Origin of the sequence: Gordonia liuliyuniae, assembly GCF_021738805.1 — a bacterium.
Classification (GTDB): Bacteria; Actinomycetota; Actinomycetes; order Mycobacteriales; family Mycobacteriaceae; genus Gordonia; species Gordonia liuliyuniae.
The window spans coordinates 324,026-348,203 of sequence record NZ_JAKKOR010000003.1 but is presented as its reverse complement, the minus strand read 5'-3'; the positions used below and the strand labels follow the sequence as shown (position 1 = coordinate 348,203).

Sequence of the window (24,178 nt, the reverse complement as noted above, 5' to 3'; positions counted from 1 at the left end):
CCCCCCCCCCCCCCCCCCCGCCGCCCCCCCCCCCCCCCCCCCCCCCCCCGCCCCCCCCCCCCCCCCCCCCCCCCCCGCGGCCAGCCGGTCATCGCTGACCCGTGGCATCGGTTACAACTCCCGTCGTTGCACTCGCCCGGTCAGCTCTTGATCATGTTCCGCAGGACGTACTGCAGGATGCCACCGTTGCGGTAGTAGTCGGCCTCGCCAGGCGTGTCGATGCGCACGACCGCGTCGAACTCGACCTTCTCGCCGTTCTCCCGCGTCGCGGTGACCTTCAGCGTCTTCGGGGTAACACCTTCGTTGAGCGCGGTGATGCCCTCGATGTCGAACACCTCGGTGCCGTCCAGGCCGAGAGTCTTGGCCGACTCGCCCGCCGGGAACTGCAGCGGGACGACGCCCATGCCGATGAGGTTGGAGCGGTGGATGCGCTCGAACGACTCGGTGATGACAGCCTTGACGCCCAACAGGACGGTGCCCTTCGCTGCCCAGTCACGCGAGGAGCCCGAACCGTACTCCTTGCCGCCCAGGACGACCAGCGGGATGCCGGCTTCCTTGTAGTTGACCGACGCGTCGTAGATGAACGACTGCGGGCCGCCTTCCTGCGTGAAGTCGCGCGTGTAGCCGCCCGAGACACCGTCGAGCAGCTGGTTCTGCAGACGGATGTTCGCGAACGTGCCGCGGATCATGACCTCGTGGTTGCCGCGACGGCTGCCCAGCGAGTTGTAGTCCTTGCGTGCGACGCCGTTCGCGTCCAGGTACTGCGCGGCCGGGGTGCCGGGCTTGATCGGACCGGCCGGGCTGATGTGGTCGGTGGTGACCGAGTCGCCGAGCAGTGCGAGGACGCGAGCGCCCGTGATGTCGGCGACGGGCTCCGGGTCGATCGTCATACCGTCGAAGTACGGAGCCTTGCGGACGTAGGTCGACTTGTCGTCCCACTCGAAGGTATCGCCCTCCGGGGTGCTCAGACCCTGCCAGCGCTCGTCACCGGCGAACACGTCCCGGTAGGAGTTGCGGAACATGTCCTGGCTGATCGCGTTCTTGATGGTGTCGTCGATCTCCTGCGCCGACGGCCAGATGTCCTTGAGGAAGACGTCGTTGCCGTCGGTGTCCTGGCCGAGGGCCTGCGACTCGAAATCGAAGTCCATCGTGCCTGCCAGAGCGTACGCGATCACCAGCGGCGGCGACGCCAGGTAGTTCATCTTGACGTCGGGGGAGATGCGGCCCTCGAAGTTGCGGTTGCCCGAGAGCACAGCGGTCACGCTCAGGTCGTTGTCGTTGACCGCGGCGCTGATCTCCTCCGGCAGGGGGCCGGTGTTGCCGATGCAGGTCGTGCAGCCGTAACCGCCGAGGTAGAAGCCGAGCTTCTCCAGGTACGGCCACAGGCCGGCCTTCTCGTAGTAGTCGGTGACGACCTGCGAGCCCGGAGCCATGTTGGTCTTGACCCACGGCTTCGAGGTGAGGCCCTTGTCGACGGCGTTGCGAGCGAGCAGGCCAGCGCCGATCATGACAGACGGGTTCGAGGTGTTGGTGCACGAGGTGATGCCCGCGACCGCGACGGCTCCGTGGTCGAGGATGAACTCGCCGTGCTCGGCCGTGGTGACCTTGATCGGCTTGGACGGGCGTCCCTCGGCACCGTTGGCCGCCGAGCGGACGTCCACTGCGCCGTCGTCGGCGAACGAGAGGGCTACCGGGTCAGAGGCCGGGAACGACTCTTCGACGGCCTCGTCGAGCTGGGTGTGCTCGGCGGTGTTGCCCTCTTCCACGTAGTTGTGGATGTCCTTGCGGAAGGCGATCTTCGACTCGGACAGCAGGATGCGGTCCTGCGGGCGCTTCGGGCCTGCGATCGACGGGACGACGCTGCCCAGGTCGAGTTCGAGGTACTCCGAGTACGCGGGCTCGCGGTCGGCGTCGTGCCACATGCCCTGTTCCTTGGCGTACGCCTCGACCAGCGCGAGCTGCTCGTCGTCGCGGCCGGTCAGACGCAGGTAGTTGATGGTCTCCTCGTCGATCGGGAAGATCGCGCACGTCGAACCGAACTCGGGGCTCATGTTGCCCAGGGTGGCGCGGTTGGCCAGCGGCACCTCGGCTACGCCCTTGCCGTAGAACTCGACGAACTTGCCGACCACACCGTGCTGACGCAGCATGTCGGTGACGGTCAGGACGACGTCGGTCGCGGTGACGCCCGGCTTGATCTCGCCGGTCAGCTTGAAGCCGACGACGCGCGGAATGAGCATCGAGACCGGCTGGCCGAGCATCGCGGCCTCGGCCTCGATGCCGCCGACGCCCCAGCCGAGGACGCCGAGGCCGTTCTCCATCGTGGTGTGCGAGTCGGTGCCGACGCAGGTGTCCGGGTAGGCCTTGCCGTCACGGACCATGATCGACCGGGCCAGGTACTCGATGTTGACCTGGTGGACGATGCCGGTGCCCGGGGGGACGACCTTGAAGTCGTCGAACGCGCCCTGGCCCCAGCGCAGGAACTGGTAGCGCTCGCCATTGCGCTGGTACTCCAACTCGACGTTCTTCTCGAACGCGTTGGCGGTGCCGAACACGTCGAGGATCACGGAGTGGTCGATGACCATCTCGGCGGGGGACAGCGGGTTCACCTTATTCGGGTCCCCGCCGAGGGCGGTGATCGCCTCGCGCATGGTGGCGAGGTCCACGACGCAGGGCACACCGGTGAAGTCCTGCATGAGTACGCGGGCCGGGGTGAACTGGATCTCGATGCTCGGATCGGCGCTCGGGTCCCAGTTGGCGAGTGCGTTGATGTGCTCGGTCGTGATGTTGGCGCCGTCCTCGGTGCGCAGGAGGTTCTCGGCGAGAACCTTCAGCGCGTACGGCAGCTTCTCGGTGCCGGGAACTGCGTTGAGACGGTAGATCTCGTACGAGTTCTCACCGACCTCAAGCGTGCCGCGGGCTCCAAATGAATTGATGCTCATGTGTGCTCCACTCTGTTCGGGCTGACCGGCGACGGGCTGCGTCCCCGGAAGTTTGTGAAGTGTCGCGAGGCCGGCCGGGTCTCTGCCGTGTCGCTACGGCTCCCATCCTAGCAGTACAAACGTACTGGTTTGCACGGAACCGGGAGTCGACGCGCCGAATTCACCTGCGGGTGAGATGCGTCGCAGTCCTGGCCGTATCATCCCTGCCGTATTGTCAACGCGGCAGTTGTTCGCCCCATGCCCGGAACGGGCATGTTCTGAGATGAGGAAGCCCGCGCATGAGTCCGCAGCCGGTCGTGTTCACCGTCGCCGCTCCCGACCCGGTCGGTGGACGCCCCGCTGACGCGTGGGCCGATCTGGACATCGCCGCGATCACGAAGCAACTGGAGGCGACAGGTGTCTCGGCACCGGCCGATCAGGTTCCGGAATTGACGGCACTGGTCAAGGAGGCCAAGTCCGAAGGACACGACCTGTTCATCCTGGTCACCGACAAGAATTACGTGCCGTTCACGGTCTATCGGGACATCGCGCACCAACTGCAGAGTTCCACCGGTGGCACCGTCCTGGTCTTCGGCCCGGGTGGCATCGGCACCAGCTCCACCGACTTCAGCCGCGTCGAGATCGAGGACGCGACGGCAGAGAAGAGCACGGGCGTGTCCGTCCCGCAGGCCGCGCGTGAAATATACGAGAAGGCCACCGAACCCAACGTCGACTGGACGTTGGCCACCATCGCGCTCATCGTCGTGGTCATCGTCGGCGCGGTCGCGGCGCGGCTGCTGAGCCGTCGAGGCGCGGCCACCACAACGACGGCCGACGAGATCGAGCAGTCGTCCGACGACACCGAACTGGACGCTGACGCAGGCGCAGGGGCGCCAAGCACTTCCGGCTCGGACGCCGACGCCGCGCGCTGACCTCTGGCTGCCCGCCGTTCGCCCGAGTCGCAGTCGCTCGCCCCGGCGAGCCTGTGTGTTATCGAACTGTGACGACCGGATCGGCCGTTCCCTTTCTGCTGCTCACCCGTGTTCCCGCAGGTAATCACGCCTTTGTAATTCTCTGGAGCCAGTTTTCAGTGGTGCTCATGTGACGTACGGTGCAGGGGACACTTGTGGTGTGCGGGGGACGATTGTTAAGGGAGTGCACGGTAGATGCGAGCTGATGCGGGCACGCGGTGGACCAGACGAGGAAGCGTGGTGGGAGCGTTCGCTCTCGCCACCCTTCTCGCTGCCGGTCCGGCGGTCGCTGAACCGACGAAGTCGAATCCGGTCGCCGCGCTGATCAACCAGATCGCCGACGTCGACCAGAACCTGACCGAACTCGCCGACGCCGTCGCCGCCAAGCAGGAGACGGTGAACAAGTCGCTCGTCGACTTCCAGAACGCGGTCGCCGCCCGACAGCTCGCCGTCGAGGCGAATAGGGGCGCCAAGTCGTCGTTGGAGGAGGTCAGCGGCGAAGTGGAGCGCGCACAGCGTGAGTTCGATGCGTTCGTACGGAGTGTGTACCGCCAAGGCAACGGCCGGGGCGCCATGACCAAGTACGTCGCGTCGGACGATCCCGAGAAGATCCTCGAGCAGATGTCTGCCGTCGACCAGGTGACCCGCCAGCAGCAAAGCGTTATCCGTCGGCTCCAGGTCGCGCGGAATCAGCAGGCCAACCGAGTCGCGGCGACCGAGGTCACCAAGAAGCAGACTGTCGCCGCGGCGGCCGACGCGTCGGCCCGCCGTGACGACGCCGTCAGCGCGTACAAGGCTGCGCAGTCGGCCGTCCGCGATCAGCAGGAGCAGCGCGTCGAGCTCGCGCACCAACGCGATTCGCTCGCCACGCGGCTGGCCGCGCTGCGTGGCAAGCCGACGTCGAAGACGACGACGGCCGCTCCGAAGCGGCCTGCCGTGCCGGGCGTCCCCAAAGAGTTGACCGACGGACTCGGCCGCGCCGTCGACGCGATCCCGAGCAAGCCTGTCGAGGGCGACGACGCGATGGCACAGGCCGCCCAGGCGGCAGCGCGCCTCGCCGCCGACACCGGGCAGGCGTTGCTGGCGAGCCTCGTCGGCAATCAACAGATCCCGCATTCGGAGCTGCTCGACGAACTCGGAATCGGCGGCACCAGCCCCTTCGAGGAGGGTGACAACAACACCTTCACCCGCCTCGGCAACGGCTCCCTCGGTTCACTGTTCGGCGGACAGGGCGGCGCACCCGGCCAAGTTCGGCCCGGGCTGCGCGGCGAACAGGCGATCAACCTCGTCGTCGACCGGATGAAGTCTCAGCTCGGTGTCACATACGCGTGGGGTGGCGGCGATGCAAACGGCCCGACCCTCGGCATTCGTGACGGTGGAGTCGCCGACAGTTACGGCGACTACCAGAAGGTCGGGTTCGACTGCTCCGGCCTGATGATCTACGGCTTCGCGGGGGTCGGCATCGATCTGCCGCACTACACCGGCTACCAGTACACGTCCGGACCTCAGGTTCCGCTATCGCAGATGCGGCGCGGCGACATGATCTTCTACGGCCCGAGCGCGAGCCAACACGTCGCCCTCATCCTCGGCGACGGGACCATGCTCGAAGCGCCGCAGTCGGGCGACGTCGTGAAGATCTCGCCTGTCCGGACCGCGGGCGCCATGCCGAACGTCGTCCGCCTCCTCTGAGACAAGCTGCTTGCCGGGCCCTCGTGGGCTCGGCGGTCCGTCGGCGCCGTGAACGATGCTCTGCGCGTGTGGAGCGGCGGACACCACCGGCCGAGGCGCTACTGTGGTCTGCAGAACCACGCACGCCGATCTTCAGGAGCGAACGCTTGACTTCAACGGACAGTCCGGACCTGGCACTCACGGCCGAGGACTCGAAGGTACTCGAACGCGCGATGTACGAGGTCAAGCGCGTGATCGTCGGACAAGACAAACTCGTCGAGCGGATCCTGGTCGGACTCCTCGCCAAGGGGCACATCCTGCTGGAGGGCGTGCCGGGCGTCGCGAAGACCCTCGCCGTCGAGACGTTCGCGACGGTCATCGGCGGAAGCTTCTCGCGTGTCCAGTTCACGCCGGACCTCGTGCCCACCGACCTGATCGGTACCCGCATCTACCGTCAGGGCCGTGAAGAGTTCGACACCGAACTCGGCCCGGTGGTCGCGAACTTCCTGCTCGCAGACGAGATCAACCGCGCTCCTGCCAAGGTGCAGTCGGCGCTACTGGAGGTCATGGCCGAACGGCACGTGTCCATCGGCGGCACGACGTACCCGATGCCCGAGCCGTTCCTGGTGATGGCGACCCAGAACCCGATCGAGAACGAAGGCGTCTACCCGCTTCCCGAAGCGCAGCGTGACCGCTTCCTGTTCAAGGTGCTCGTCGACTATCCGAGCGTCGAAGAGGAACGCGAGATCGTGTACCGGATGGGCAACACGCCGCCGTCGGCGTCGCCGATCCTCGACCCGGAGACCACGTTGCGCCTGCAAGCGAAGGCCGCGAATGTGTTCGTCCACCATGCGCTCGTCGATTACGTGGTCCGCGTCATCAACGCCACGCGTCGGCCTGAGGAGGTCGGCCTCACCGACGTCCGTCAGTGGCTGGCGTACGGTGCGTCCCCGCGCGCCACGCTCGGCATCGTGGCCGCGGCCCGCGCGCTCGCGTTGATCAACGGGCGCGACTACGTGACCCCGCAGGACGTCGTCGAGGTGATTCCCGACGTGCTCCGGCACCGTCTGGTTCTCAGCTACGACGCACTCGCCGACGAAGTCACCGCCGAGCACATCATCACCCGGATCCTGCAGACGGTCGGCCTGCCTCAGGTCAGTGCGACACCGGTCGCGCAGGTCCCGGTTTCGGCTCAGGTGGCGCAGGCGCCCCAAGCACCGCAGGCCCAGGCACAGCAGGCCCAGCAGGCGCCGCAGACAAGCGGTCCGGATCAGCAGGGCCATGCCGGGCGCTAGCGGCTACCCGTCGTTCCATGAGGGGACGCTCAACGATCCACAGCTGACCGCAGCGCTCAAGTCGCTGGAACTGACGGTGCGCCGCAAGCTCGACGGCGTGCTGCAGGGCGAGCATCTCGGGCTCATCCCGGGTCCGGGATCAGAGCCGGGCGAGGCCCGCCCCTACCAGCCGGGCGACGACATCCGGCGGATGGAGTGGTCGGTCACGGCGCGCACGTCGACTCCGCACGTGCGGCAGATGATCGCCGACCGTGAACTCGAGACCTGGTTCGTCGTCGATGCGTCGGCGAGCCTCGACTTCGGTTCGGGTGACCGGACCAAACGCGATCTCGCGGTCGCGGCGTGCGCGGCGATCGTGCACCTGACCGCGGGCGGCGGAAACCGGCACGGGGCCGTCATCGTGACTGGGGACGACATCGTCCGGATCCCGGCGCGAGCGGGGCGGGCCCACGATCGTGAGCTCCTCAAGGCGGTCGCCACCACCGAACGAAGTGCGCCGGGGGTGCGCGGCGATCTCGATGCAGGCCTCGAAGCGCTGCGCAGACCGCTGCGTCGACGCGGTCTCGCGGTGGTCGTCAGCGATTTCCTCGGGCCGCTCGACTGGACTCGTTCGCTGCGCGCCATCGGCGCCCACCACGAACTCCTGGGTGTCGAGGTGCTCGATCCGCGAGACATGGAGATCCCCGACGTCGGCCAACTGACGTTGCGTGACGCGGAGACCGGTGAGCTGCTCGACGTCGACGCGACGCCGCAGCTGCGCGCCGACTTCGCCGCAGCCGCCAGCGCTCATCGCGCCGAGGTCCATCGGGCGTTCCGCGGCAGCGGAGGCCCGGTCATGTCGCTGCGCACCGACCGCGACTGGATCTCCGACACGGTCCGGTTCGTCGGCGAGCGGCGGCGCGGCATGGCGGCGGGGGTCGCCCGATGAGCGATTGGTTCGCGAACCCGTGGTGGCTGCTGTCGATCCTGCTGGTCGTCGCACTCGTCGGCGTGTACGTGTACGTGCTGCGCAAGCGCAAGGCTCGAGCGCTCGCGTTCTCGAACATGGACGTCCTCAAATCGGTGACGCCCGGGAAAGTCGACAGGTTCCGGCATGTCCCGTTCGCGATCTTGGCCGTCGGCCTGCTGCTGCTGACGATCGCACTCGCGGGCCCGATCGCCGAACGCGATGTTGCGCGCAACCGCGCGACCGTCGTGCTGGTGGTCGACGTCTCGCAGTCGATGAAGGCGACAGACGTCGCACCGTCGCGGCTGCAGGCCGCACAGGCCGCGGGCAAACGGTTCGCCGACGATCTGACCGACGGAATCAACCTGGGCCTGGTCTCGTTCGCGGGCACCGCGTCGACCCTGGTCTCGCCGACGCCCGATCACGAGGCGACGAAGTCCGCACTCGACAACTTGAAGCTCGCCGAGAAGACCGCGACCGGTGAAGGCATCTTCGCGGGTCTACAGCTGATCCAGACGCTGAATGCGGCGTTGGGCGGCGACGACGCCGCTCCACCCGCACGGATCGTGCTGCTCTCGGACGGCAAGCAGACCGTCCCGCAGAGTCCGGACGATCCGCGGGGCGGGTTCACCGCGGCCCGCAAGGCGAAGGAAGAGGAGATACCGGTGTCGACGATCTCGTTCGGCACGTTGCACGGCACCGTCGACATCGAAGCGCCGGGCGGCGGGACCGAACGGGTCGGCGTCCCGGTGGACGACGAGTCGTTGCGGACCATCGCGAACCTGTCCGGCGGCGACTTCTTCACCGCGTCGAGTCTCGACGAGCTGAACAAGGTCTACGACACATTGCAGAAGCAGATCGGCTACGAGAAACAGCGAGGAGACAATTCGCGTCCGTGGTTGTTGGCCGGAACGTTGATCGTTCTACTGGGCGCGGTCGCCGGCTTGCTACTCAACCGCAGACTTCCGTAGACCCAGACTTCCGTAGACCCAGACTTCCGTAGACCCAGACTTCCGTAGACCCAGACTTCCGTAGACCCGCAGACCCAGAGTGCCCTGGACCCAGACCGCGTTCGCAGTCGCGTCCTCCCTGAGATAGGTTGATCAACCATGGCAGAGACCACACAGACCCCCGAACAGACGCCGCGTTCGGTCCTCGTGACCGGCGGCAACCGCGGTATCGGATTGGCTGCCGCTCGCCGGCTCGCGGCCGACGGACACAAGGTCGCGGTGACCCACCGCGGCTCGGGCGCGCCGGACGGCCTGTTCGGTGTGCAGTGCGACGTGACCGACACCGCATCGGTCGAGCGCGCGTTCGCCGAGGTCGCTGAGCACCAGGGGCCCGTCGAGGTGCTGGTCGCCAACGCGGGCATCGACGAGAACATGCTGCTGATGCGTCTCTCCGAGGAGAGCTTCACCAAGGTCGTCGACACCAACCTGACCGGAGCCTTCCGCTGCGCGAAAGTCGCGACCAAGGGCATGCAGCGGGCCAAGTTCGGGCGCATGATCTTCCTCGGGTCGGTCGTCGCGACGTCCGGCATCCCCGGGCAGGCGAACTACGCGGCGTCGAAGGCTGGTCTCATCGGTCTGGCCCGGTCGATCGCGCGTGAACTCGGGTCGCGCAACATCACCGCGAATGTGGTGGCTCCGGGCTTCATCGAGACGGACATGACCGCTGCGATGGAGGACCGCTACGTCGAGATGGCCAAGCAGGCCATTCCGCTCGGCCGGACCGGCAAGCCCGAAGACGTCGCGGCTGCCATCAGCTTCCTCGCCTCCGACCAGGGCGGGTACATCAGCGGGGCGGTGCTGCCCGTCGACGGCGGCATGGGCATGGGCCACTGAGCCCGCACCCGTCCGACCTCCCCAACACCTCGAGTAGGAGCATCTCGTGACCGGCATTCTCGACGGAAAGACGATCCTCGTCACCGGCATCATTACCGACGCGTCGATCGCGTTCCACACCGCGCGGGTTGCGCAGGAGCAGGGGGCGACGGTGATCATCACCGGGATCCCCGAGCGTCTGCGACTCATCGACCGCATCGCCAAGCGTCTGCCGCAGGAGGTGCCGCCCGCGATTCCGCTCGACGTCACCGATGAGGAGAGCCTCGGCGCCCTCGCCGACGCGGTCCGGGCGATCGCCCCGCAGGGCGTCGACGGCGTCGTTCACTCGATCGCGTTCGCGCCGAAGACGCTGATGGGCCCGGACGCGGTGCCGTTCCTGGAGGGGCCGGGCCCCGACGTCGCACGGTCGTTCGAGATCTCGGCGTGGAGCTACGCATCGCTCGCACGGGCGGCGCTGCCCGTGATGAACGAGGGCGGCTCCATCGTCGGCATGGACTTTGATCCGCGCACCGCGCTGCCCGACTACAACTGGATGGGCGTCGCCAAGGCGGCCCTCGAGTCGGTGAACCGGTACGTCGCCCGCGAGGTCGGCGAAGCCAAGCGGATCCGCTCCAACCTCGTGGCGGCGGGACCGATCAAGACCCTTGCCGCGAAAGCCATCTCGGGTACGGCGACCGACGACGCCAAGAAGCTGAACATGTTGAACAAGTACTGGGACGGTGCGTCGCCGATCGGCTGGAACGTCGACGATCCGGGCGTGGTCGGCACCAGCGTGTGCACGCTGCTCTCGGACTTCCTGCCCGCGACGACCGGTTCGATCGTCTACGTCGACGGCGGCGCGAGCCACAACACCTGGTTCCCGGACGACTTCCTGAACTGACATGACCGCGTCAGAGGTTCGACCGGCCGACGAGCCGTTCGACGCGCTGCTCTTCCTCTCCTTCGGCGGTCCCGACAAGCCCGAGGACGTGCGCCCGTTCCTGGAGAACGTGACGCGTGGTCGCGGCGTTCCGCCCGAACGTCTCGACGACGTGGTGCAGCACTACCTGCACTTCGGCGGGGTGTCGCCGATCAACCGGTTGAATCTCGACATGATCGGCGCGCTCAGGGGTGAACTCGACGGGCGTGGGCGGTCGGCGTTGCCGATCTATTTCGGCAACCGCAACTGGCATCCGTTGGCGGCGGACACGGTGTCGTCGATGGTCGAGGACGGGCACCGTCGAATCCTGGTGTTCCCGACGTCGGCGTGGGGCGGATACTCCGGGTGCAGGCAGTACCACGAGGACATCGCGGGCGCGATCGCCGACGCCGGCGTCGGCCGCGACGTCGTGCTCCGCAAGCTGCCGCAGTTCTGTGACGAGCCGGAGTTCCGCGGCGCCGTCGCCGACGCGGTGCGGGAGGGTTTGAACCGGTTCCCGGACGGTCCGCCGCCGCGGCTGGTGTTCACGGCGCACTCGATACCGGAGTCCGCCGACCGAGCGGCGGGCCCTGCCGCCGACGGCGGTCGGCTGTACTCGCGGCAGGTGTCCGACGCGTCGGCCGCCGTCGCGGGTCTGGTCGGTGTCACCGAGTTCGACGTGGTGTGGCAGTCCCGGTCGGGCCCGCCCCAGATCCCGTGGCTCGCTCCGGACATCTGCGACCATCTGCGCGCGCTATCGTCCCACGGTGTGTCTCGCGTGGTGGTGTGTCCGGTCGGTTTCGTGTCCGACCATCTCGAAGTGGTGTGGGATCTCGACACCGAAGGCGCCGAGTTGGCCGCCGAACTCGGCATAGAGTATGTCCGTGTCCCGACCGTCGGCACATCGGCGCGGTTCGTCTCGTTGGTCGCCGACATCGTCGAACGGTACGCCGACGGCGGCGGCGACATCACCGCGATGGGGTGCGGCGACGACGGCCGAATCTGTCGACCCGACTGCTGCGTCCCGGTGAAGCGACCCGCGCGGTCCGGCTAGGCCCGGCTGTTCGCGGTGCGGGCGTTCACCGTCGATAGTCGACGATGCACGTGTTGATCGCGGCCGTGCGTGCCGTGCGAGTGAGCGCGGTCAGCGCGCGGAACCGATCGTCGGCGAGATCGTGCTGCACACCGGTGACACCGATCGACGACGTCCCCGCCAACGCGACGATCGCGTCGATCTGTGCGGCCGACGCGAGCACGCGGTCGACCCGGGGGTTGTCGTGCGGTGGGAGGTCGACGCGACGTGCCTGCGTCATCGCGGCCAGTGCGTCCCGGAGGTCGGCAGGTGAGGACGACCGCATGCCCGACAGTCCCGCGATGATCTGTGCGGCCTCGCTGACCGCCTCGCGCAGCTGGTACTCGAGGTCGCCGAGCGGGAGGTCGGCGGACAGCCGGTCGACGGCGATCGGCGTCCGTGATCGCAGCAGCGTCCACCGGCAGCGTTCGGGCGTGCCGCGGGCGATCAACGCCAGCGCGTCCACCGGCCCCGCCGCCGGGCGGGGACGAGGGTCGATCAGGAGGACTTCGCCCGCCGCCATCGCGGCGTCGGTGATCGGGTCGGGCGGCAGCCCCTGAGCGTCGCCGGGGGCCGGCAGGCGGACCGCGAGATGCGCATTGCCCGCGACGGCGTCGAGCACGGCGAGCGCGTCACCGGATTCGTCGACGCCGTCGAGTTCGTGGGCTTGCGCGAAGTCGTGCAACGTGTGCAGCACGTCGTCCGGCGCGCAGCGTTGCGCGTCGCGTGCGGCGGCCCACACGGCGAGAGTCGCCGTCGGCCAGGCGCGCATCATGGTGATTTCCGGAGTGCTCATCGCCTGTCCACAATACGCGGAGAGTCGCACCGGCCTGACCGTCCTCATGCCCCCTGTCGTCCGCATGCCATAGGGTGGTGCACCGTGATGGACGATCGTTACGGCCGCGACGTGCTGGCCTCACCCCGCAGGAGCAAGCCGAAGGCCCCAGAGATCGCGGCGGAGCGCGACCTCGTCGTCGAAGACCTGGCCACCGGATTCTGTGGCGCAGTCGTCGGCATGGAACGCAGCTATGCGGGCGACATGGTTCGTTTGGAGGACCGGCACGGCCGGGTCCGGGTGTTCCACATGTACCCGGCCGCATTCCTCATCGACGGAAAACCCGTGACGCTCGTCCGACCGAAGGGTCGCGGGCCCAACGCGCCGCAGAGCATCCAGACGGCTTCCGGGTCACGCGCTCTGCCCAAACAGCGTGCGCGGACCGCTCGTGCGAGCCGGATCTTCGTCGAAGGCGTCCACGACGCGACACTCCTCGAACGGGTGTGGGGCGACGACCTCCGCGCCGAGGGCGTCGTGGTGGTGAGCCTCGACGGCTTGGATAACCTCGACGAGGCGCTCGCCGAGTTCGAACCCGCGTCGAACCGTCGAGCGGGAGTGCTCGTCGACCACCTCGTCGCCGGCACGAAGGAAGCGAAGCTGACCGCCGAGGTGGGGGAGAACGTCCTGGTGTGCGGTCACCCGTACATCGATGTGTGGGAAGCGGTGAAGCCCGCGTCGGTCAAGATCACCGCGTGGCCGAAGATCCCGATGGGGATCGACTGGAAGACCGGGATCTGCGACGAGCTCGGGTGGGGGACTCCCCGCGACGGATGGCGCCGGGTGCTGGCAGGCGTGTCCAGCTTCCGGGACCTCGAGGTCCCGTTGCTGCGGAGCGTGGAGGAACTCATCGACTTCGTGACCGTCGGTCCGGACGACGCCGACCGGTGACGCCCGGCGCGGTGGCGGCGCGTGCGGGCCCCTCACGCTCACGCGCGTCACATCGCGATCAACCAGCCGATCCCGGCGACGCCGCACGCCCACATCACCGAGGCGAAGGTGCCGAGAATGAACTGTTCGCTGGCGCGCGGCGCGCGCAGTTCGGAGAACCGGGCGAGACTCTTGACGGCCAGGATCACCGCGAGTCCGGCCGGCCAGGACATGAGGAGGCACGCGGCGACACTCGCGCGTTCGAGCACCCCGATGATCCGGCCGCCGCGCAGCGGGGTCTGGTCGGGCTCGTCGTCGCTCGGATCATCGTGATTGTCCGCGCGGGTGGGTATCCCGCCTGCGGCGAGGACGAGGCGGACGACGTTGCTGCCCGTCGCCGCCGCGGCGACGACGGTGAGTACCGCGGCCGCGACGTACGGGCCGCCGGTCACCGGGTCGGCGATCCACGCTCCGATCGCGGCGACGGCGAGGAGGACGGTGACGCCGACAGCGGTCACGCCGTCGGCCACCAGCACCTGTCGATCGGTGGCACGCGGGTCGTCGACGAGCCTGCTGCGCAGCACGCTGCCGATGATCGAGACGATCACCGCGACGGCGAGCAGGGGGATGGGGATCATCGTGCGTCCGCCTCGGTCAATAGCCGGGCGAGGAGGGCTTCGGCGGGAATCTGCAGGTCCCAGCCTGCTGCCGCGAGCCGTGACGACATGGCTTGCGGGGTGATGCCGAGCCGGTCGGCCGCGGTGGCCTGCGTGATGCCGGTACGCATGAGTGCGACTGCTTCGCGTCCGGCCTCGGAGCGGTTCGCGAGGACGTCGACGAGGAGGCCGGCCGCGGTCTGAGCGTGGACGGTCCAGTCGGACGAGCCGACCACCCGGATCCGTCGTCGATCGCGTTTCGCGGCTTCGACGGCTTCGCGCGCCGCCTCGAACGCTCGGCCCCGGCCCGCGCGGGTGGCGGCGGGCAGTGGAAGATCCACGGTGCCGACGCCGATGCCGACGCTCCAGTTGTCGGTGGCGGCGAGGTCGACGGCGATCGCCGTGATCTCGTCGGCGGCGTCGAACACCGCTTGGACTTCGTCGCCTGCGGTGCGATCGAACGGGCGGACAGTGTGGGCCGTCGCGTATCGGTCGATGATGTCGGGGACCCGGTCCCGATCGGTTCTGCTCCCACGTTGGTCGACGGTGAGCACGTACACGGTTCTGCACCTCCAAGGCAGTAGATCAGGCTTGCTGGCTTGATATGGCTCTAAACAAGGCTATAGGCCTGATTCCTCGCGGGCAAGGGTCACTCATTGACGGGCATGCGGGCGTCGATGACCAGACCGACCAACCCGACGGCGAAGAGGCCGCCGGAGACGAACACCATGGCCGGGTGCGTCTCCCCGGTCAGTGCGTCGGCCAGGAAGACGACGGCGGCGGTGCCCGGCGCGGTGCCGACCACCGACGCGACGAGATACGGGACCGGGCGCACCGCCGACAGGCCGGACACGTAATTGACGAGCGCGAACGGGCACACCGGGATCAGCCGCAGCGAGCCGACCGCGAGCCAGCCCCGTCGCTCGAGTCGTCTCTCCACCGTCGCCACCACGGGTTTGGCCAGCAGCGGTGCGACTCGGGCCCGGCCGAGCCTGCGGGCGAGCACGAACGCGACGGCCGCGGCCAGTGTCGCGGCTGTCAACGAGCCGACGAAGCCGAGCGCAGGTCCGAACAGGACGCCTGCCGCCACCGTGAACGGGGTGCGGGGGAGCGGTGCGATGCAGGCGATCGTGTACACGCCGAAGAAGACCCACGCGAACCACGGCCCCAGGCTGTCCGACCATTCCCTCGCCAGGCTGATCGACGGGAGTGGGACGAAGTAGGCACCGATGAGGACCACGACCACACCGATCAGTCCGATGACCGCTCGGCGCGTCGCTCGGGAGCGACCGACGGTCGCCGCTCCGTCGAGCGGGTTGAGCCCCGTCGCACCTTCGAGTGGGACGGCTTCTTCGGTCAAGCCTTCTCGGCCGTGTGCATCAGGGCGCATCGACACTCATCCTACGATGAAGGTCACAGGCTGATGCGCTGGCCGAGCGATCGATCGGTTAAGGTGCTTCAGGCACGTTTCAAATCGCGTATGAGGGAAGGCTGCTGACCCATGACGGCAGGTGAGAATCCGGTGGACCCCCGGTTGAGCCAGGCGTACGACCGCTGGACGAAAGCAGCAGCCGGGGTGCTGGCCAAATCGGCGCGCGTCACCCCGGACGAGTTGACCGACAGCCCCGAGGCGCTGTTGTCCACTCCGACGCGGGACGGCGTCGTCGTCCGGCCCCTCTACACCCGTAAGGACGAGGCCGCCGAACCCGGTGTGCCGGGCTCGTTCCCGTTCGTCCGCGGCGCAGACCCTGTCCGCGACGTCACCCAGGGGTGGCGCGTCACCGAGCGTTTCGGCGACTCCACCGACCAGCGCGACGCGTCCGCGATCAACGAGAGCATCCTCGACGCCGCGGGCAACGGCACGAGCGGCCTGTGGCTGACAGTCGACAGCCGGGGGCGCGACAGCCTGAGCCCCGAGGATCTGTCGAGCGTGCTCGAGGGCGTGTACCTCGATCTGATGCCGGTGACGCTGGACGCGGGAGCCGACGGCATCGCCGCCGCCCGCGCGTTCCTCGCCGTCCTCGCTGCGGCGCCCGCAGCCCCGGAGCAGGCTGCCATCACCGCCGCCACGACTCACAGCCTCGGCCTCTCGCCGTACACGGCCGCGTTTTCGGGCCGCCCCACCGTGTCGGCATCCGACGCCGCAGCACTCGCCGCTGAGGCGCCCGAAGGAGTCCGCACCTTCCGCGTCGACGGCGCCGACTTCGCCCAGGCGGGTGCGTCGAACGCGCAAGAACTCGGCCTGGCCGTCGCGGCCGCGGTCGCCCACGTGCGCGACGCCGTCGCCGCAGGTCTGGACATCGCCGCAGCGTTGCGCCAGGTGACGTTTGCAGTCTCGGTCGACGACGACCAGTTCGCGGGCATCGCCAAGCTCCGAGCGCTCCGCACGATGTGGGCACGCGTGGCCGACGTGCTCGACGCGGCAGAGGCGGGCGCCGCCGTTACCCACGCGGTGACCGATCTGGCGATGTTCACCCAGCGCGACCCCTGGGTGAACATGCTGCGCAGCACCGTCGCCGCATTCGGTGCGGGTGTCGGCGGGGCCGACCAGGTCACCGTCCACACCTTCGACGCCGCGATCCCGGTCGACGCCCGCACGTCGCGTACCTCCTTCACGCGACGCATCGCGCGGAACACACAGCTGCTCCTTTTGGAGGAGTCGAATCTGGGTCGCGTCCTCGACCCGGCAGGCGGATCCTGGTACGTCGAATCGTTGACCGCCGAGCTCGCGGCTGCCGCTTGGTCGGTGTTCACCGACGTCGAGATTCAGGGCGGATACCGGGCCGCGCTCGACGCAGGAGACGTCGCCGCACAGGTGTCGCAGGCGTTGGCAGCGCGGGAGGACGCCGTCGCGCACCGCACCGCTGCGGTCACCGGCGTCAGCGAGTTCCCGAACCTGGGGGAGCCGAGGTTGGGTGTCGGTTCGGCCGACACCGATAATCTGCCGACCGCGGCGCCCACGCTGGCCCGCGTCGCCCGCCGATTCGAAGCTCTGCGCGACCGCGCCGACGCCGCGCCGACGCGTCCGCAGGTACTGATGCTGCCGCTCGGTCCGATCGCTGAGCACAACGGCCGGACGACGTTCGTCGCGAACCTGCTCGCCGCGGGCGGTATCGACGTCGTCAACCCCGGACCGTTGACCCCGGGCGAGGTCGCCGCGGCCGTCGAGGCGAACCCGAGCACCGTCACCGTCCTGTGCGGCACCAAGGCGCGTTACGCGGACAACGGTGCAGCGGCGGCCTCGGCCGCTCGCACCGCGGGCGTGGGCCGACTCCTGGTCGCCGGGCCCGAACGCGAGTGGACCGCCGACGAGGCTGTCGATGGCCACCTGAAGGTCGGCATCGACGCCGTCGCTGTTCTGACCGAGCTGCTCGACGCCCTCGACCCTGACACTGCCTCTACTGCGACTGCGGGAGCGTGAACGCATGAGTGACACCACCATTCCGAGTTTCGCCGACGTCGAACTGACGACTCCGGCCGCCGAAGCGGGCAGCGGTGAAGCCCTCACCGACGGTTTCGCGATCCCGCACGGCTACACGGCCGACCAGGTCACCTGGGACACGCCGGAGCAGATCGCGGTTCGCCCCGTCTACACCCGAGCCGACCGCGACGCGGCCGCAGCAGACGGCGGTTACCCGCTCGACTCGATCCCCGGCGAGGCTCCGTTCATCCGCGGTCCGTACCCGACGATGTACGTCAACCAGCCGTGGACGGTCCGGCAGTATGCGGGCTTCTCGACGGCAGCCGAGTCGAACGCCTTCTACCGGCGCAACCTGGCCGCAGGGCAGAAGGGCCTGTCGGTGGCGTTCGACCTGGCGACGCACCGCGGCTACGACTCGGACCATCCGCGCGTCGCGGGCGACGTCGGCATGGCGGGCGTCGCGATCGACTCGATCCTCGACATGCGTCAGCTGTTCGACGGCATCGACCTGGGCAGCGTCTCGGTGTCGATGACGATGAACGGCGCCGTACTGCCGATCCTCGCGTTGTACGTCGTCGCCGCCGAAGAGCAGGGCGTGCCGCCGGAGAAGTTGGCCGGGACCATCCAGAACGACATCCTCAAAGAGTTCATGGTCCGCAACACCTACATCTATCCGCCTGCGCCGTCGATGCGGATCATCTCGGACATCTTCGCGTACACGAGCACCAAGATGCCGAAGTTCAACTCGATCTCGATCTCCGGCTACCACATTCAGGAAGCCGGTGCGACGGCCGATCTGGAGCTCGCGTACACGCTCGCCGACGGCGTCGAGTACATCCGAGCTGGTCTCGAGGCCGGCCTGGATATCGATAAGTTCGCGCCGCGCCTGTCGTTCTTCTGGGGCATCGGCATGAACTTCTTCATGGAGGTCGCCAAGCTGCGCGCCGCGCGACTGCTGTGGAGTGAGTTGGTCGCCGACTTCGAGCCGACGAACGCCAAGAGCCTCTCGCTGCGCACCCACTCGCAGACGTCGGGCTGGTCGCTGACCGCGCAGGACGTCTACAACAACGTCGCACGCACGTGCATCGAGGCGATGGCGGCGACCCAGGGACACACGCAGTCGCTGCACACCAACGCCCTCGACGAGGCGATCGCTCTGCCGACGGACTTCTCGGCGCGGATCGCGCGCAACACGCAGCTGCTGCTGCAGCAGGAGTCGGGGACCACCCGCCCCATCGACCCGTGGGCCGGCTCGAACTACGTCGAATGGCTCACCCATCAGTTGGCGGAGAAGGCGCGAGCGCACATTCAGGAAGTCGAGTCCGCGGGCGGCATGACCAAGGCGATCGAGGAGGGACTGCCCAAGCTCCGCATCGAAGAGGCTGCGGCACGGACCCAGGCCCGTATCGACTCGGGTCGCCAGCCGCTCATCGGCGTCAACAAGTATCGGTCGGAGCAGGACGAGGAGATCGAGGTTCTCAAGGTCGAGAACTCGAAGGTGCGTGCCGAACAGATCGCGAAGCTGGAGAAGCTGCGGGCCGACCGCGACCAGCCTGCGGTCGACGCCGCACTGGCGAATCTCACTCGCGCCGCCGCGGAGCCGGGCGGCAGTGAACTGGACAACAATCTGATGGCGTTGGCGATCGACGCGGCGCGCGCGGGCGCGACCGGCGGCGAGATCTCCGACGCGATGGAGAAGGTCTTCGGACGCCACCAGGCCGAGATCAAGACGATCAGCGGTGTCTATCGAAACGAAGCGGGTGAGGCGGTGTCGAACATCGACGAGGCGTTGGCCGTGGTCGACGAGTTCGCCGAGGCTGAGGGCAGGCGTCCGCGTGTCCTGGTCGCGAAGATGGGGCAGGACGGCCACGACCGTGGCCAGAAGGTGATCGCGACGGCGTTCGCCGACCTGGGCTTCGACGTCGATGTGGGTCCGCTGTTCGCCACGCCCGAAGAGGTCGCCGCACAGGCCGCCGACAACGACGTCCACGTGGTCGGTGTGTCGTCGTTGGCAGCAGGGCACCTCACGCTGGTGCCCGCCCTGCGCGAGGCACTGGCTGCCGTCGGTCGTGAGGACATCATGATCGTCGTGGGCGGCGTCATCCCGCCGGGTGACTTCGACGATCTGTACGAGGCGGGCGCCGCGGCGATCTTCCCGCCCGGCACGGTCATCGCCGACAGTGCGGTGGACCTGATCGGCAAGCTGGCGGACCAACTGGGCCTGGACCTGGCCTCCCGGAACACGTGAGTGGTCAGGCACGTGAGTCGGTAGGCAAGTGAGTCGGGAGGAGCGTATGAGCGCGGCGCAACGACGATCGATCGACGTCGACGCATTGGCGGCCGGCGTGCTGGCGGGGCGTCGCGCCGATCTGGCGCGCGCGATCACACTCGTCGAATCGACACGTCCGGATCACCGCGAGGCGGCGCAGCGGTTGCTGCTGCAGGTCAGCCCGCACGCGGGGAAGTCGTTCCGGGTCGGGATCACCGGCGTGCCCGGCGTCGGCAAGTCGACGACTATCGAAGCGCTCGGGATGTATCTGATCTCGCAGGGCCATCGGGTGGCGGTGCTGGCCGTCGACCCGTCGTCGACGCGGACCCGCGGTTCGATCCTCGGCGACAAGACCCGGATGGGTCAGCTGTCCGCAGCTGCCGACGCCTACGTTCGTCCGTCGCCGACGTCGGGGACCCTCGGCGGCGTCACGAAGGCGACCCGCGAGACGATCGTGCTCGTCGAGGCCGCCGGATACGACGTGGTGCTCATCGAGACCGTCGGCGTCGGCCAGTCGGAGGTCAGCGTCGCGAATATGGTCGACACGTTCACCTTCCTTACGTTGGCGCGGACGGGCGACTCGTTGCAAGGCATCAAGAAGGGCGTCCTGGAGCTCGCGGAGATCGTCGTCGTCAACAAGGCGGACGGGAAGCACCTCAACGAGGCGCGCGGCGCTGCACGCGAACTGCGGAACGCGTTGGGCTTCATCTACCCGCACGATGCGCTGTGGACGCCGCCCGTCCTGACGATGAGCGCGATGGAGAAGTCCGGTGTGGACGACTACTGGGCGGCCGTCGAGAAGCATCGTGACGTGCTGACCGAGGCGGGGGAGTTCGCTCGCCGTCGAGCGCAGCAGCAGGTCGACTGGATGTGGACGATGGTGCGCGAGACCGTGCTGAACCGGATCGACGCCGCGCCGGGGGTGCGTGGGATCCGCGCCGAGGTGGAGGCTGCCGTTCTGGACGGCTCGCTGACACCCGCGTTGGCCGCCGAACAGATCGTTGACGGCGCCGGCTTCTAAACCCGGGATTCGGGTACACACGGGGTCCTGATAAGGGGACTCGGGCACAAGCCTCACGTAGACGGCCAGAACGCCGAGATTTCGGTTCGAAGGACCACATACGTGAGGGTTGTGCCCGACCGTGTCAACGAGAGACCGTGTCCATGAGAGACCGCGTCCACGAGAAAGCCGCGGCATCGTTCACACGATGTCGCGGCTTCGTTACAGAGTGTCCGAGGGGGGACTTGAACCCCCACGTCCGTTAATAGGACACTAGCACCTCAAGCTAGCGCGTCTGCCATTCCGCCACTCGGACTCGATTCAGTTGTTGCACGGGCGTTTCGCTCGTGCTCGACAACAATAACCAAGGTTGCCCCGGTATCCCAAATCGCCTAGTAATTGAGGGTGTGAGCCCGATTCAAGCAACCGAAGAAGTCGTCGACATCGTGAGTCGACTCATCCAGTTCGACACATCCAACACCGGTGTCCCGGAGACCACGGTCGGTGAGGCGGACTGCGCTCGCTGGGTGCAGGAGCAGTTGGCGGAGGTCGGTTACGCGACCGAGTACGTCGAATCGGGGATGCCTGGCCGCGCCAACGTGTTCGCACGCCTCGAAGGCGCAGACCGGCAGCGCGGCGCACTTCTGATCCACGCGCACCTCGACGTGGTGCCCGCTCAGGCCGAGGACTGGAGCGTGCACCCGTTCTCCGGAGCGATCCGAGACGGCTACATCTGGGGTCGCGGCGCGATCGACATGAAAGACATGGCCGGCATGGCGCTGGCGCTGGCACGCCAGTTCAAGCGCGACGGCACCGTGCCGCCGCGCGACATCGTGTTCGCATTCCTCGCCGACGAGGAGGCAGGCGGCACACTGGGATCGCAGTGGCTGGTCAAGAACCGTCCGGAGCTGTTCGACGGCATCTCCGAGGCGGTCGGTGAGGTCGGCGGGTTCTCGTTGACCGTCGACCGTCCGGACGGCACCGTACGCCGGCTGTACCTCGTCGAGACGGCCGAGAAGGGCCTGGCGTGGATGAGACTCACATGCAACGCCACCGCGGGCCACGGCTCTTTCCTGCACTCCGACAACGCAGTCACCGAGATCGCCGCCGCTGTCGCGAGGATCGGCGCCCATCGGTTCCCGCTCGTGATGACCGAGTCGGTGTCGGAGTTCCTTACAGCGCTGTCGGAGGAGACCGGGCTCGACTTCAGCCCCGAGACGCCCGACCTGGAAACGGCCCTGTTCAAGATCGGCAACCTGGCCCGCATCGTCGGCGCGACGCTCCGCGACACCGCGAACCCGACGATGCTGTCGGCCGGCTACAAGGCCAACGTGATTCCGCAGCAGGCCGAAGCGGTCATCGACTGCCGCGTCCTGCCCGGCCGCCAGAAGGAGTTCGAGGCGACCATCGACGAACTCATCGGGCCCAACATCACCCGCGAATGGATCACCCACCTCGACGCCTACGAGACGACATTCGACGGCCACCTCGTCGACGCCATGAACGACGCTGTCGTCGCCCACGACGAGAACGGCCGCACCGTGCCGTACATGCTCTCCGGCGGCACCGACGCGAAAGCGTTCGCCAAGCTCGGTATCCGATGCTTCGGGTTCGCACCCTTGCAACTGCCGCCGGAACTCGATTTCGCGGCGCTGTTCCACGGAGTCGACGAGCGGGTGCCGGTAGAGTCGATTCTGTTCGGTACCAAGGTTCTTGAGCATTTCCTCCACCACTGCTGAGCGTGTGGGCCGTGGCCGCGGAGGGCGAAAGGAAACGATCGTGACTGCATTCGATCCGTACTCGGTTCTGCCGAGTCTGCCCGACATCACTGTGACGTCGAACGACTTCACGGAGGGACAGACACTGCCCACCCCGCAAGTGTCGACGATCTTCGGCGCCGGGGGAGACGACGTCTCACCGCAGTTGAGCTGGTCTGGCTTTCCCGCGGAGACGAAGAGCTTCGCGGTGACCTGCTTCGACCCGGACGCGCCGACCGCCTCGGGTTTCTGGCACTGGGCGGTCGCGGACATCCCCGCGACCACCACGTCGCTGCCCGCCGGTGCGGGATCGCCCGACTCGGCCGACCTCCCTGCCGGAGCCGTCACCCTGGGCAACGACGCGGGGCTCGCCCAGTTCGTCGGTGCAGGCCCGCCTCCGGGACACGGTCCGCACCGTTACATCTTCGCTGTGCACGCCGTCGACGTGGAATCACTCGACCTGCCAGACGGCGCGACCCCGGCGTTCCTCGGATTCAACCTGTTCTCCCGCGCCATCGCCCGCGGCACGCTGTCCGCAGTGTTCGAGCTGCCGGGAGAATAGCGGACCCGCGCTGCTGATCGAGCGGAGTCCAGACGGCGCGGCCGACTGTGCTCGATCAGCGGTTCGCGGAACCGACCGCCTCGCTCAGTGACGAGAAGCCGTGCGAGCGGAGCCGTCCGGCGATGCCGTCGTTGAGGTCGCGGAGCCAGCCGGGGCCACCGTAGATGAAGCCGGTGTAGACCTGGAGGAGATCGGCGCCTGCGCAGATCCGTTCCCACGCCTGGTCGACGGTCTCGATTCCGCCGACACTCACCAAGGCCATCCGACCGCCGACACGGCTGTACAGTCGGCGCAGCACCGCGAGCGAGCGGTCCGCGACCGGCGGGCCCGACAGCCCGCCAGCACCCACCGCGTCGACGTCGCCTCGTGGCGTGGTGAGGCCGCCACGGCCGATCGTCGTGTTCGTGGCGACGATGCCCGCGAGACCGAGCTCCTCCGCGAGATCGGCGACGGCGTCGATGTCCTCATCGGACAGGTCCGGCGCGATCTTCACCAGGACTGGGACCGACGCGACCTCCAGGACCGCGGCCAGCACCGGACGCAACGACTCGACGGCCTGTAGGTCACGCAGTCCCGGCGTGTTCGGGGAACTGACGTTGACCACGACGAAGTCGGCGAGCGGGCCGAGCAGGCTCGCCGAGAACCGGTAGTCGTCGACGGCGCCATCGAGTGGCACGACTTTCGTCTTGCCGATGTTGGCGCCGATCGGCACCCGGACCGGACCGGGCCGAGCCTCGACGAGTTTCGCCGCTGCCGCGGCCGCGCCCGGATTGTTGAATCCCATCCGATTGATGAGTGCACGGTCTGCGGGAAGCCGGAAGAGTCGCGGCCCAGGGTTGCCGGGCTGCGGCTGCCCGGTGATCGTGCCGATCTCGGCGTAGCCGAAACCGAGCTGCCCCCACGCGTTGACGCACTCGGCGGACTTGTCGAAGCCTGCGGCGAGACCGATGGGCGCCGGGAAGTCGACACCGAAGACGGTACTGCGCAGGGCGGGATCGGATCCCGCGAACACCCGCGACAGCAGGGTGCGGACCACCGAGAGCCTCCCGGCGAGACCGATCATCCAGGCCATGATCCGGTGGATCCGCTCCGGCGGAACCAGGAACATCACCTTGAGGAGCGGGGGATAGACCAATCGGTTCAACGTACTCAACATGGTGACGACTCCAAGTCTCGGAACGCGGGGTGAAGGCGGGACA

At 68.1% G+C, this 24,178-nt stretch carries 20 protein-coding genes and 1 tRNA gene; 14 read left to right on the top strand and 7 right to left on the bottom strand.

Translation table 11 applies throughout. From position 1 onward, the window contains the following. Nucleotides 1-140: 140 nt before the first annotated feature. The gene (gene acnA / locus L5G33_RS05585; RefSeq protein WP_236997161.1) at nucleotides 141-2,939 is read right to left on the bottom strand and encodes an aconitate hydratase AcnA; all 2,799 of its coding nucleotides are present in this window, start codon (nucleotides 2,937-2,939) and stop codon (nucleotides 141-143) included. Between the two features lie 278 nt (nucleotides 2,940-3,217). Between acnA and L5G33_RS05580 the strand changes: the two genes are divergently transcribed. The 8 genes from L5G33_RS05580 to L5G33_RS05545 all read left to right on the top strand — a co-directional run bounded on the left by L5G33_RS05580 (nucleotide 3,218) and on the right by L5G33_RS05545 (nucleotide 11,594). Continuing rightward, complete coding sequence (locus L5G33_RS05580; RefSeq protein WP_236997160.1) at nucleotides 3,218-3,850, top strand: Rv1476 family membrane protein; 633 nt, start codon at nucleotides 3,218-3,220, stop codon at nucleotides 3,848-3,850. A gap of 234 nt (nucleotides 3,851-4,084) precedes the next feature. Then, on the top strand, nucleotides 4,085-5,578 hold the full coding sequence (locus L5G33_RS05575; RefSeq protein WP_236997159.1) for an NlpC/P60 family protein: 1,494 nt from the start codon (nucleotides 4,085-4,087) through the stop codon (nucleotides 5,576-5,578). A 146-nt stretch (nucleotides 5,579-5,724) separates the two neighbouring features. Continuing rightward, nucleotides 5,725-6,852: an AAA family ATPase gene (locus tag L5G33_RS05570; protein WP_236997158.1), complete on the top strand. Its 1,128-nt coding sequence runs from the start codon at nucleotides 5,725-5,727 to the stop codon at nucleotides 6,850-6,852. Beyond that, nucleotides 6,839-7,780: a DUF58 domain-containing protein gene (locus L5G33_RS05565; protein ID WP_236997157.1), complete on the top strand. Its 942-nt coding sequence runs from the start codon at nucleotides 6,839-6,841 to the stop codon at nucleotides 7,778-7,780. Before L5G33_RS05570 ends, L5G33_RS05565 begins: the two co-directional genes overlap by 14 nt. Continuing rightward, nucleotides 7,777-8,769 (top strand): VWA domain-containing protein, encoded by a 993-nt coding sequence (locus tag L5G33_RS05560; RefSeq protein ID WP_236997156.1) that lies wholly within the window; start codon nucleotides 7,777-7,779, stop codon nucleotides 8,767-8,769. The genes L5G33_RS05565 and L5G33_RS05560 overlap by 4 nt, the downstream gene beginning before the upstream one ends. Nucleotides 8,770-8,907: 138 nt before the next feature. Further along, nucleotides 8,908-9,642, top strand: coding sequence for a 3-oxoacyl-ACP reductase FabG1 (gene fabG1, locus L5G33_RS05555; RefSeq protein WP_236997155.1), 735 nt, complete (start codon nucleotides 8,908-8,910; stop codon nucleotides 9,640-9,642). A 46-nt stretch (nucleotides 9,643-9,688) separates the two neighbouring features. After that, nucleotides 9,689-10,522 (top strand): NADH-dependent enoyl-ACP reductase InhA, encoded by an 834-nt coding sequence (gene inhA, locus L5G33_RS05550; protein ID WP_236997154.1) that lies wholly within the window; start codon nucleotides 9,689-9,691, stop codon nucleotides 10,520-10,522. Between the two features lies 1 nt (nucleotide 10,523). Beyond that, nucleotides 10,524-11,594 (top strand): ferrochelatase, encoded by a 1,071-nt coding sequence (locus L5G33_RS05545; RefSeq protein WP_236997153.1) that lies wholly within the window; start codon nucleotides 10,524-10,526, stop codon nucleotides 11,592-11,594. A gap of 25 nt (nucleotides 11,595-11,619) precedes the next feature. On the opposite strand, the gene L5G33_RS05540 is transcribed toward L5G33_RS05545, so the two are convergent. After that, nucleotides 11,620-12,408 carry an Rv1486c family protein gene (locus tag L5G33_RS05540; RefSeq protein WP_236997152.1) on the bottom strand — a complete coding sequence of 263 codons (789 nt, stop codon included), beginning with the start codon at nucleotides 12,406-12,408 and terminating at the stop codon, nucleotides 11,620-11,622. 87 nt (nucleotides 12,409-12,495) lie between these two features. Between L5G33_RS05540 and L5G33_RS05535 the strand changes: the two genes are divergently transcribed. Then, nucleotides 12,496-13,335 (top strand): DUF3097 domain-containing protein, encoded by an 840-nt coding sequence (locus L5G33_RS05535; RefSeq protein ID WP_236997183.1) that lies wholly within the window; start codon nucleotides 12,496-12,498, stop codon nucleotides 13,333-13,335. Between the two features lie 47 nt (nucleotides 13,336-13,382). Here the strand turns inward: L5G33_RS05535 and L5G33_RS05530 are convergent, their stop codons facing one another. The 3 genes from L5G33_RS05530 to L5G33_RS05520 form a co-directional block, all read right to left on the bottom strand. After that, nucleotides 13,383-13,952 (bottom strand): hypothetical protein, encoded by a 570-nt coding sequence (locus L5G33_RS05530; protein WP_236997151.1) that lies wholly within the window; start codon nucleotides 13,950-13,952, stop codon nucleotides 13,383-13,385. Continuing rightward, complete coding sequence (locus L5G33_RS05525) at nucleotides 13,949-14,530, bottom strand: hypothetical protein (protein WP_236997150.1); 582 nt, start codon at nucleotides 14,528-14,530, stop codon at nucleotides 13,949-13,951. Before L5G33_RS05525 ends, L5G33_RS05530 begins: the two co-directional genes overlap by 4 nt. A gap of 89 nt (nucleotides 14,531-14,619) precedes the next feature. Continuing rightward, nucleotides 14,620-15,360, bottom strand: coding sequence for a TVP38/TMEM64 family protein (locus L5G33_RS05520; protein WP_236997149.1), 741 nt, complete (start codon nucleotides 15,358-15,360; stop codon nucleotides 14,620-14,622). Between the two features lie 111 nt (nucleotides 15,361-15,471). On the opposite strand from L5G33_RS05520, the gene L5G33_RS05515 reads away from it, so the two are divergent. Genes L5G33_RS05515 through meaB form a run of 3 tightly spaced genes read left to right on the top strand, consistent with a single transcriptional unit; the run spans nucleotide 15,472 to nucleotide 20,681 of the window. After that, nucleotides 15,472-17,391, top strand: coding sequence for a methylmalonyl-CoA mutase family protein (locus L5G33_RS05515; RefSeq protein ID WP_236997148.1), 1,920 nt, complete (start codon nucleotides 15,472-15,474; stop codon nucleotides 17,389-17,391). Between the two features lie 4 nt (nucleotides 17,392-17,395). Then, on the top strand, nucleotides 17,396-19,639 hold the full coding sequence (scpA, locus tag L5G33_RS05510) for a methylmalonyl-CoA mutase (protein ID WP_236997147.1): 2,244 nt from the start codon (nucleotides 17,396-17,398) through the stop codon (nucleotides 19,637-19,639). Nucleotides 19,640-19,685: 46 nt separating this feature from the next. After that, on the top strand, nucleotides 19,686-20,681 hold the full coding sequence (gene meaB, locus L5G33_RS05505) for a methylmalonyl Co-A mutase-associated GTPase MeaB (protein WP_236997146.1): 996 nt from the start codon (nucleotides 19,686-19,688) through the stop codon (nucleotides 20,679-20,681). 209 nt (nucleotides 20,682-20,890) lie between these two features. Here meaB and L5G33_RS05500 read toward each other — a convergent pair. Then, nucleotides 20,891-20,976 (bottom strand) — tRNA-Leu (locus L5G33_RS05500). A 91-nt stretch (nucleotides 20,977-21,067) separates the two neighbouring features. Here L5G33_RS05500 and L5G33_RS05495 point away from each other — a divergent pair. After that, nucleotides 21,068-22,399: a M20/M25/M40 family metallo-hydrolase gene (locus L5G33_RS05495; RefSeq protein WP_236997145.1), complete on the top strand. Its 1,332-nt coding sequence runs from the start codon at nucleotides 21,068-21,070 to the stop codon at nucleotides 22,397-22,399. Nucleotides 22,400-22,439: 40 nt separating this feature from the next. After that, on the top strand, nucleotides 22,440-22,979 hold the full coding sequence (locus tag L5G33_RS05490; RefSeq protein WP_236997144.1) for a YbhB/YbcL family Raf kinase inhibitor-like protein: 540 nt from the start codon (nucleotides 22,440-22,442) through the stop codon (nucleotides 22,977-22,979). A 55-nt stretch (nucleotides 22,980-23,034) separates the two neighbouring features. Here L5G33_RS05490 and L5G33_RS05485 read toward each other — a convergent pair whose 3' ends face one another. Then, nucleotides 23,035-24,135 (bottom strand): quinone-dependent dihydroorotate dehydrogenase, encoded by a 1,101-nt coding sequence (locus L5G33_RS05485; RefSeq protein WP_236997143.1) that lies wholly within the window; start codon nucleotides 24,133-24,135, stop codon nucleotides 23,035-23,037. Nucleotides 24,136-24,178: the final 43 nt, after the last annotated feature.

Coding starts and splice junctions, on each gene's coding strand:
- L5G33_RS05515 (WP_236997148.1), top strand. CDS start 15,472: ATGACGGCAGGTGAGAATCCGGTGGACCCCCGGTTGAGCCAGGCGTAC.
- L5G33_RS05580 (WP_236997160.1), top strand. CDS start 3,218: ATGAGTCCGCAGCCGGTCGTGTTCACCGTCGCCGCTCCCGACCCGGTC.
- fabG1 (WP_236997155.1), top strand. CDS start 8,908: ATGGCAGAGACCACACAGACCCCCGAACAGACGCCGCGTTCGGTCCTC.
- L5G33_RS05560 (WP_236997156.1), top strand. CDS start 7,777: ATGAGCGATTGGTTCGCGAACCCGTGGTGGCTGCTGTCGATCCTGCTG.
- L5G33_RS05540 (WP_236997152.1), bottom strand. CDS start 12,408: ATGAGCACTCCGGAAATCACCATGATGCGCGCCTGGCCGACGGCGACT.
- L5G33_RS05535 (WP_236997183.1), top strand. CDS start 12,496: ATGGACGATCGTTACGGCCGCGACGTGCTGGCCTCACCCCGCAGGAGC.
- L5G33_RS05520 (WP_236997149.1), bottom strand. CDS start 15,360: ATGCGCCCTGATGCACACGGCCGAGAAGGCTTGACCGAAGAAGCCGTC.
- L5G33_RS05565 (WP_236997157.1), top strand. CDS start 6,839: ATGCCGGGCGCTAGCGGCTACCCGTCGTTCCATGAGGGGACGCTCAAC.
- meaB (WP_236997146.1), top strand. CDS start 19,686: ATGAGCGCGGCGCAACGACGATCGATCGACGTCGACGCATTGGCGGCC.
- L5G33_RS05545 (WP_236997153.1), top strand. CDS start 10,524: ATGACCGCGTCAGAGGTTCGACCGGCCGACGAGCCGTTCGACGCGCTG.
- L5G33_RS05530 (WP_236997151.1), bottom strand. CDS start 13,952: ATGATCCCCATCCCCCTGCTCGCCGTCGCGGTGATCGTCTCGATCATC.
- acnA (WP_236997161.1), bottom strand. CDS start 2,939: ATGAGCATCAATTCATTTGGAGCCCGCGGCACGCTTGAGGTCGGTGAG.
- L5G33_RS05575 (WP_236997159.1), top strand. CDS start 4,085: ATGCGAGCTGATGCGGGCACGCGGTGGACCAGACGAGGAAGCGTGGTG.
- scpA (WP_236997147.1), top strand. CDS start 17,396: ATGAGTGACACCACCATTCCGAGTTTCGCCGACGTCGAACTGACGACT.
- L5G33_RS05485 (WP_236997143.1), bottom strand. CDS start 24,135: ATGTTGAGTACGTTGAACCGATTGGTCTATCCCCCGCTCCTCAAGGTG.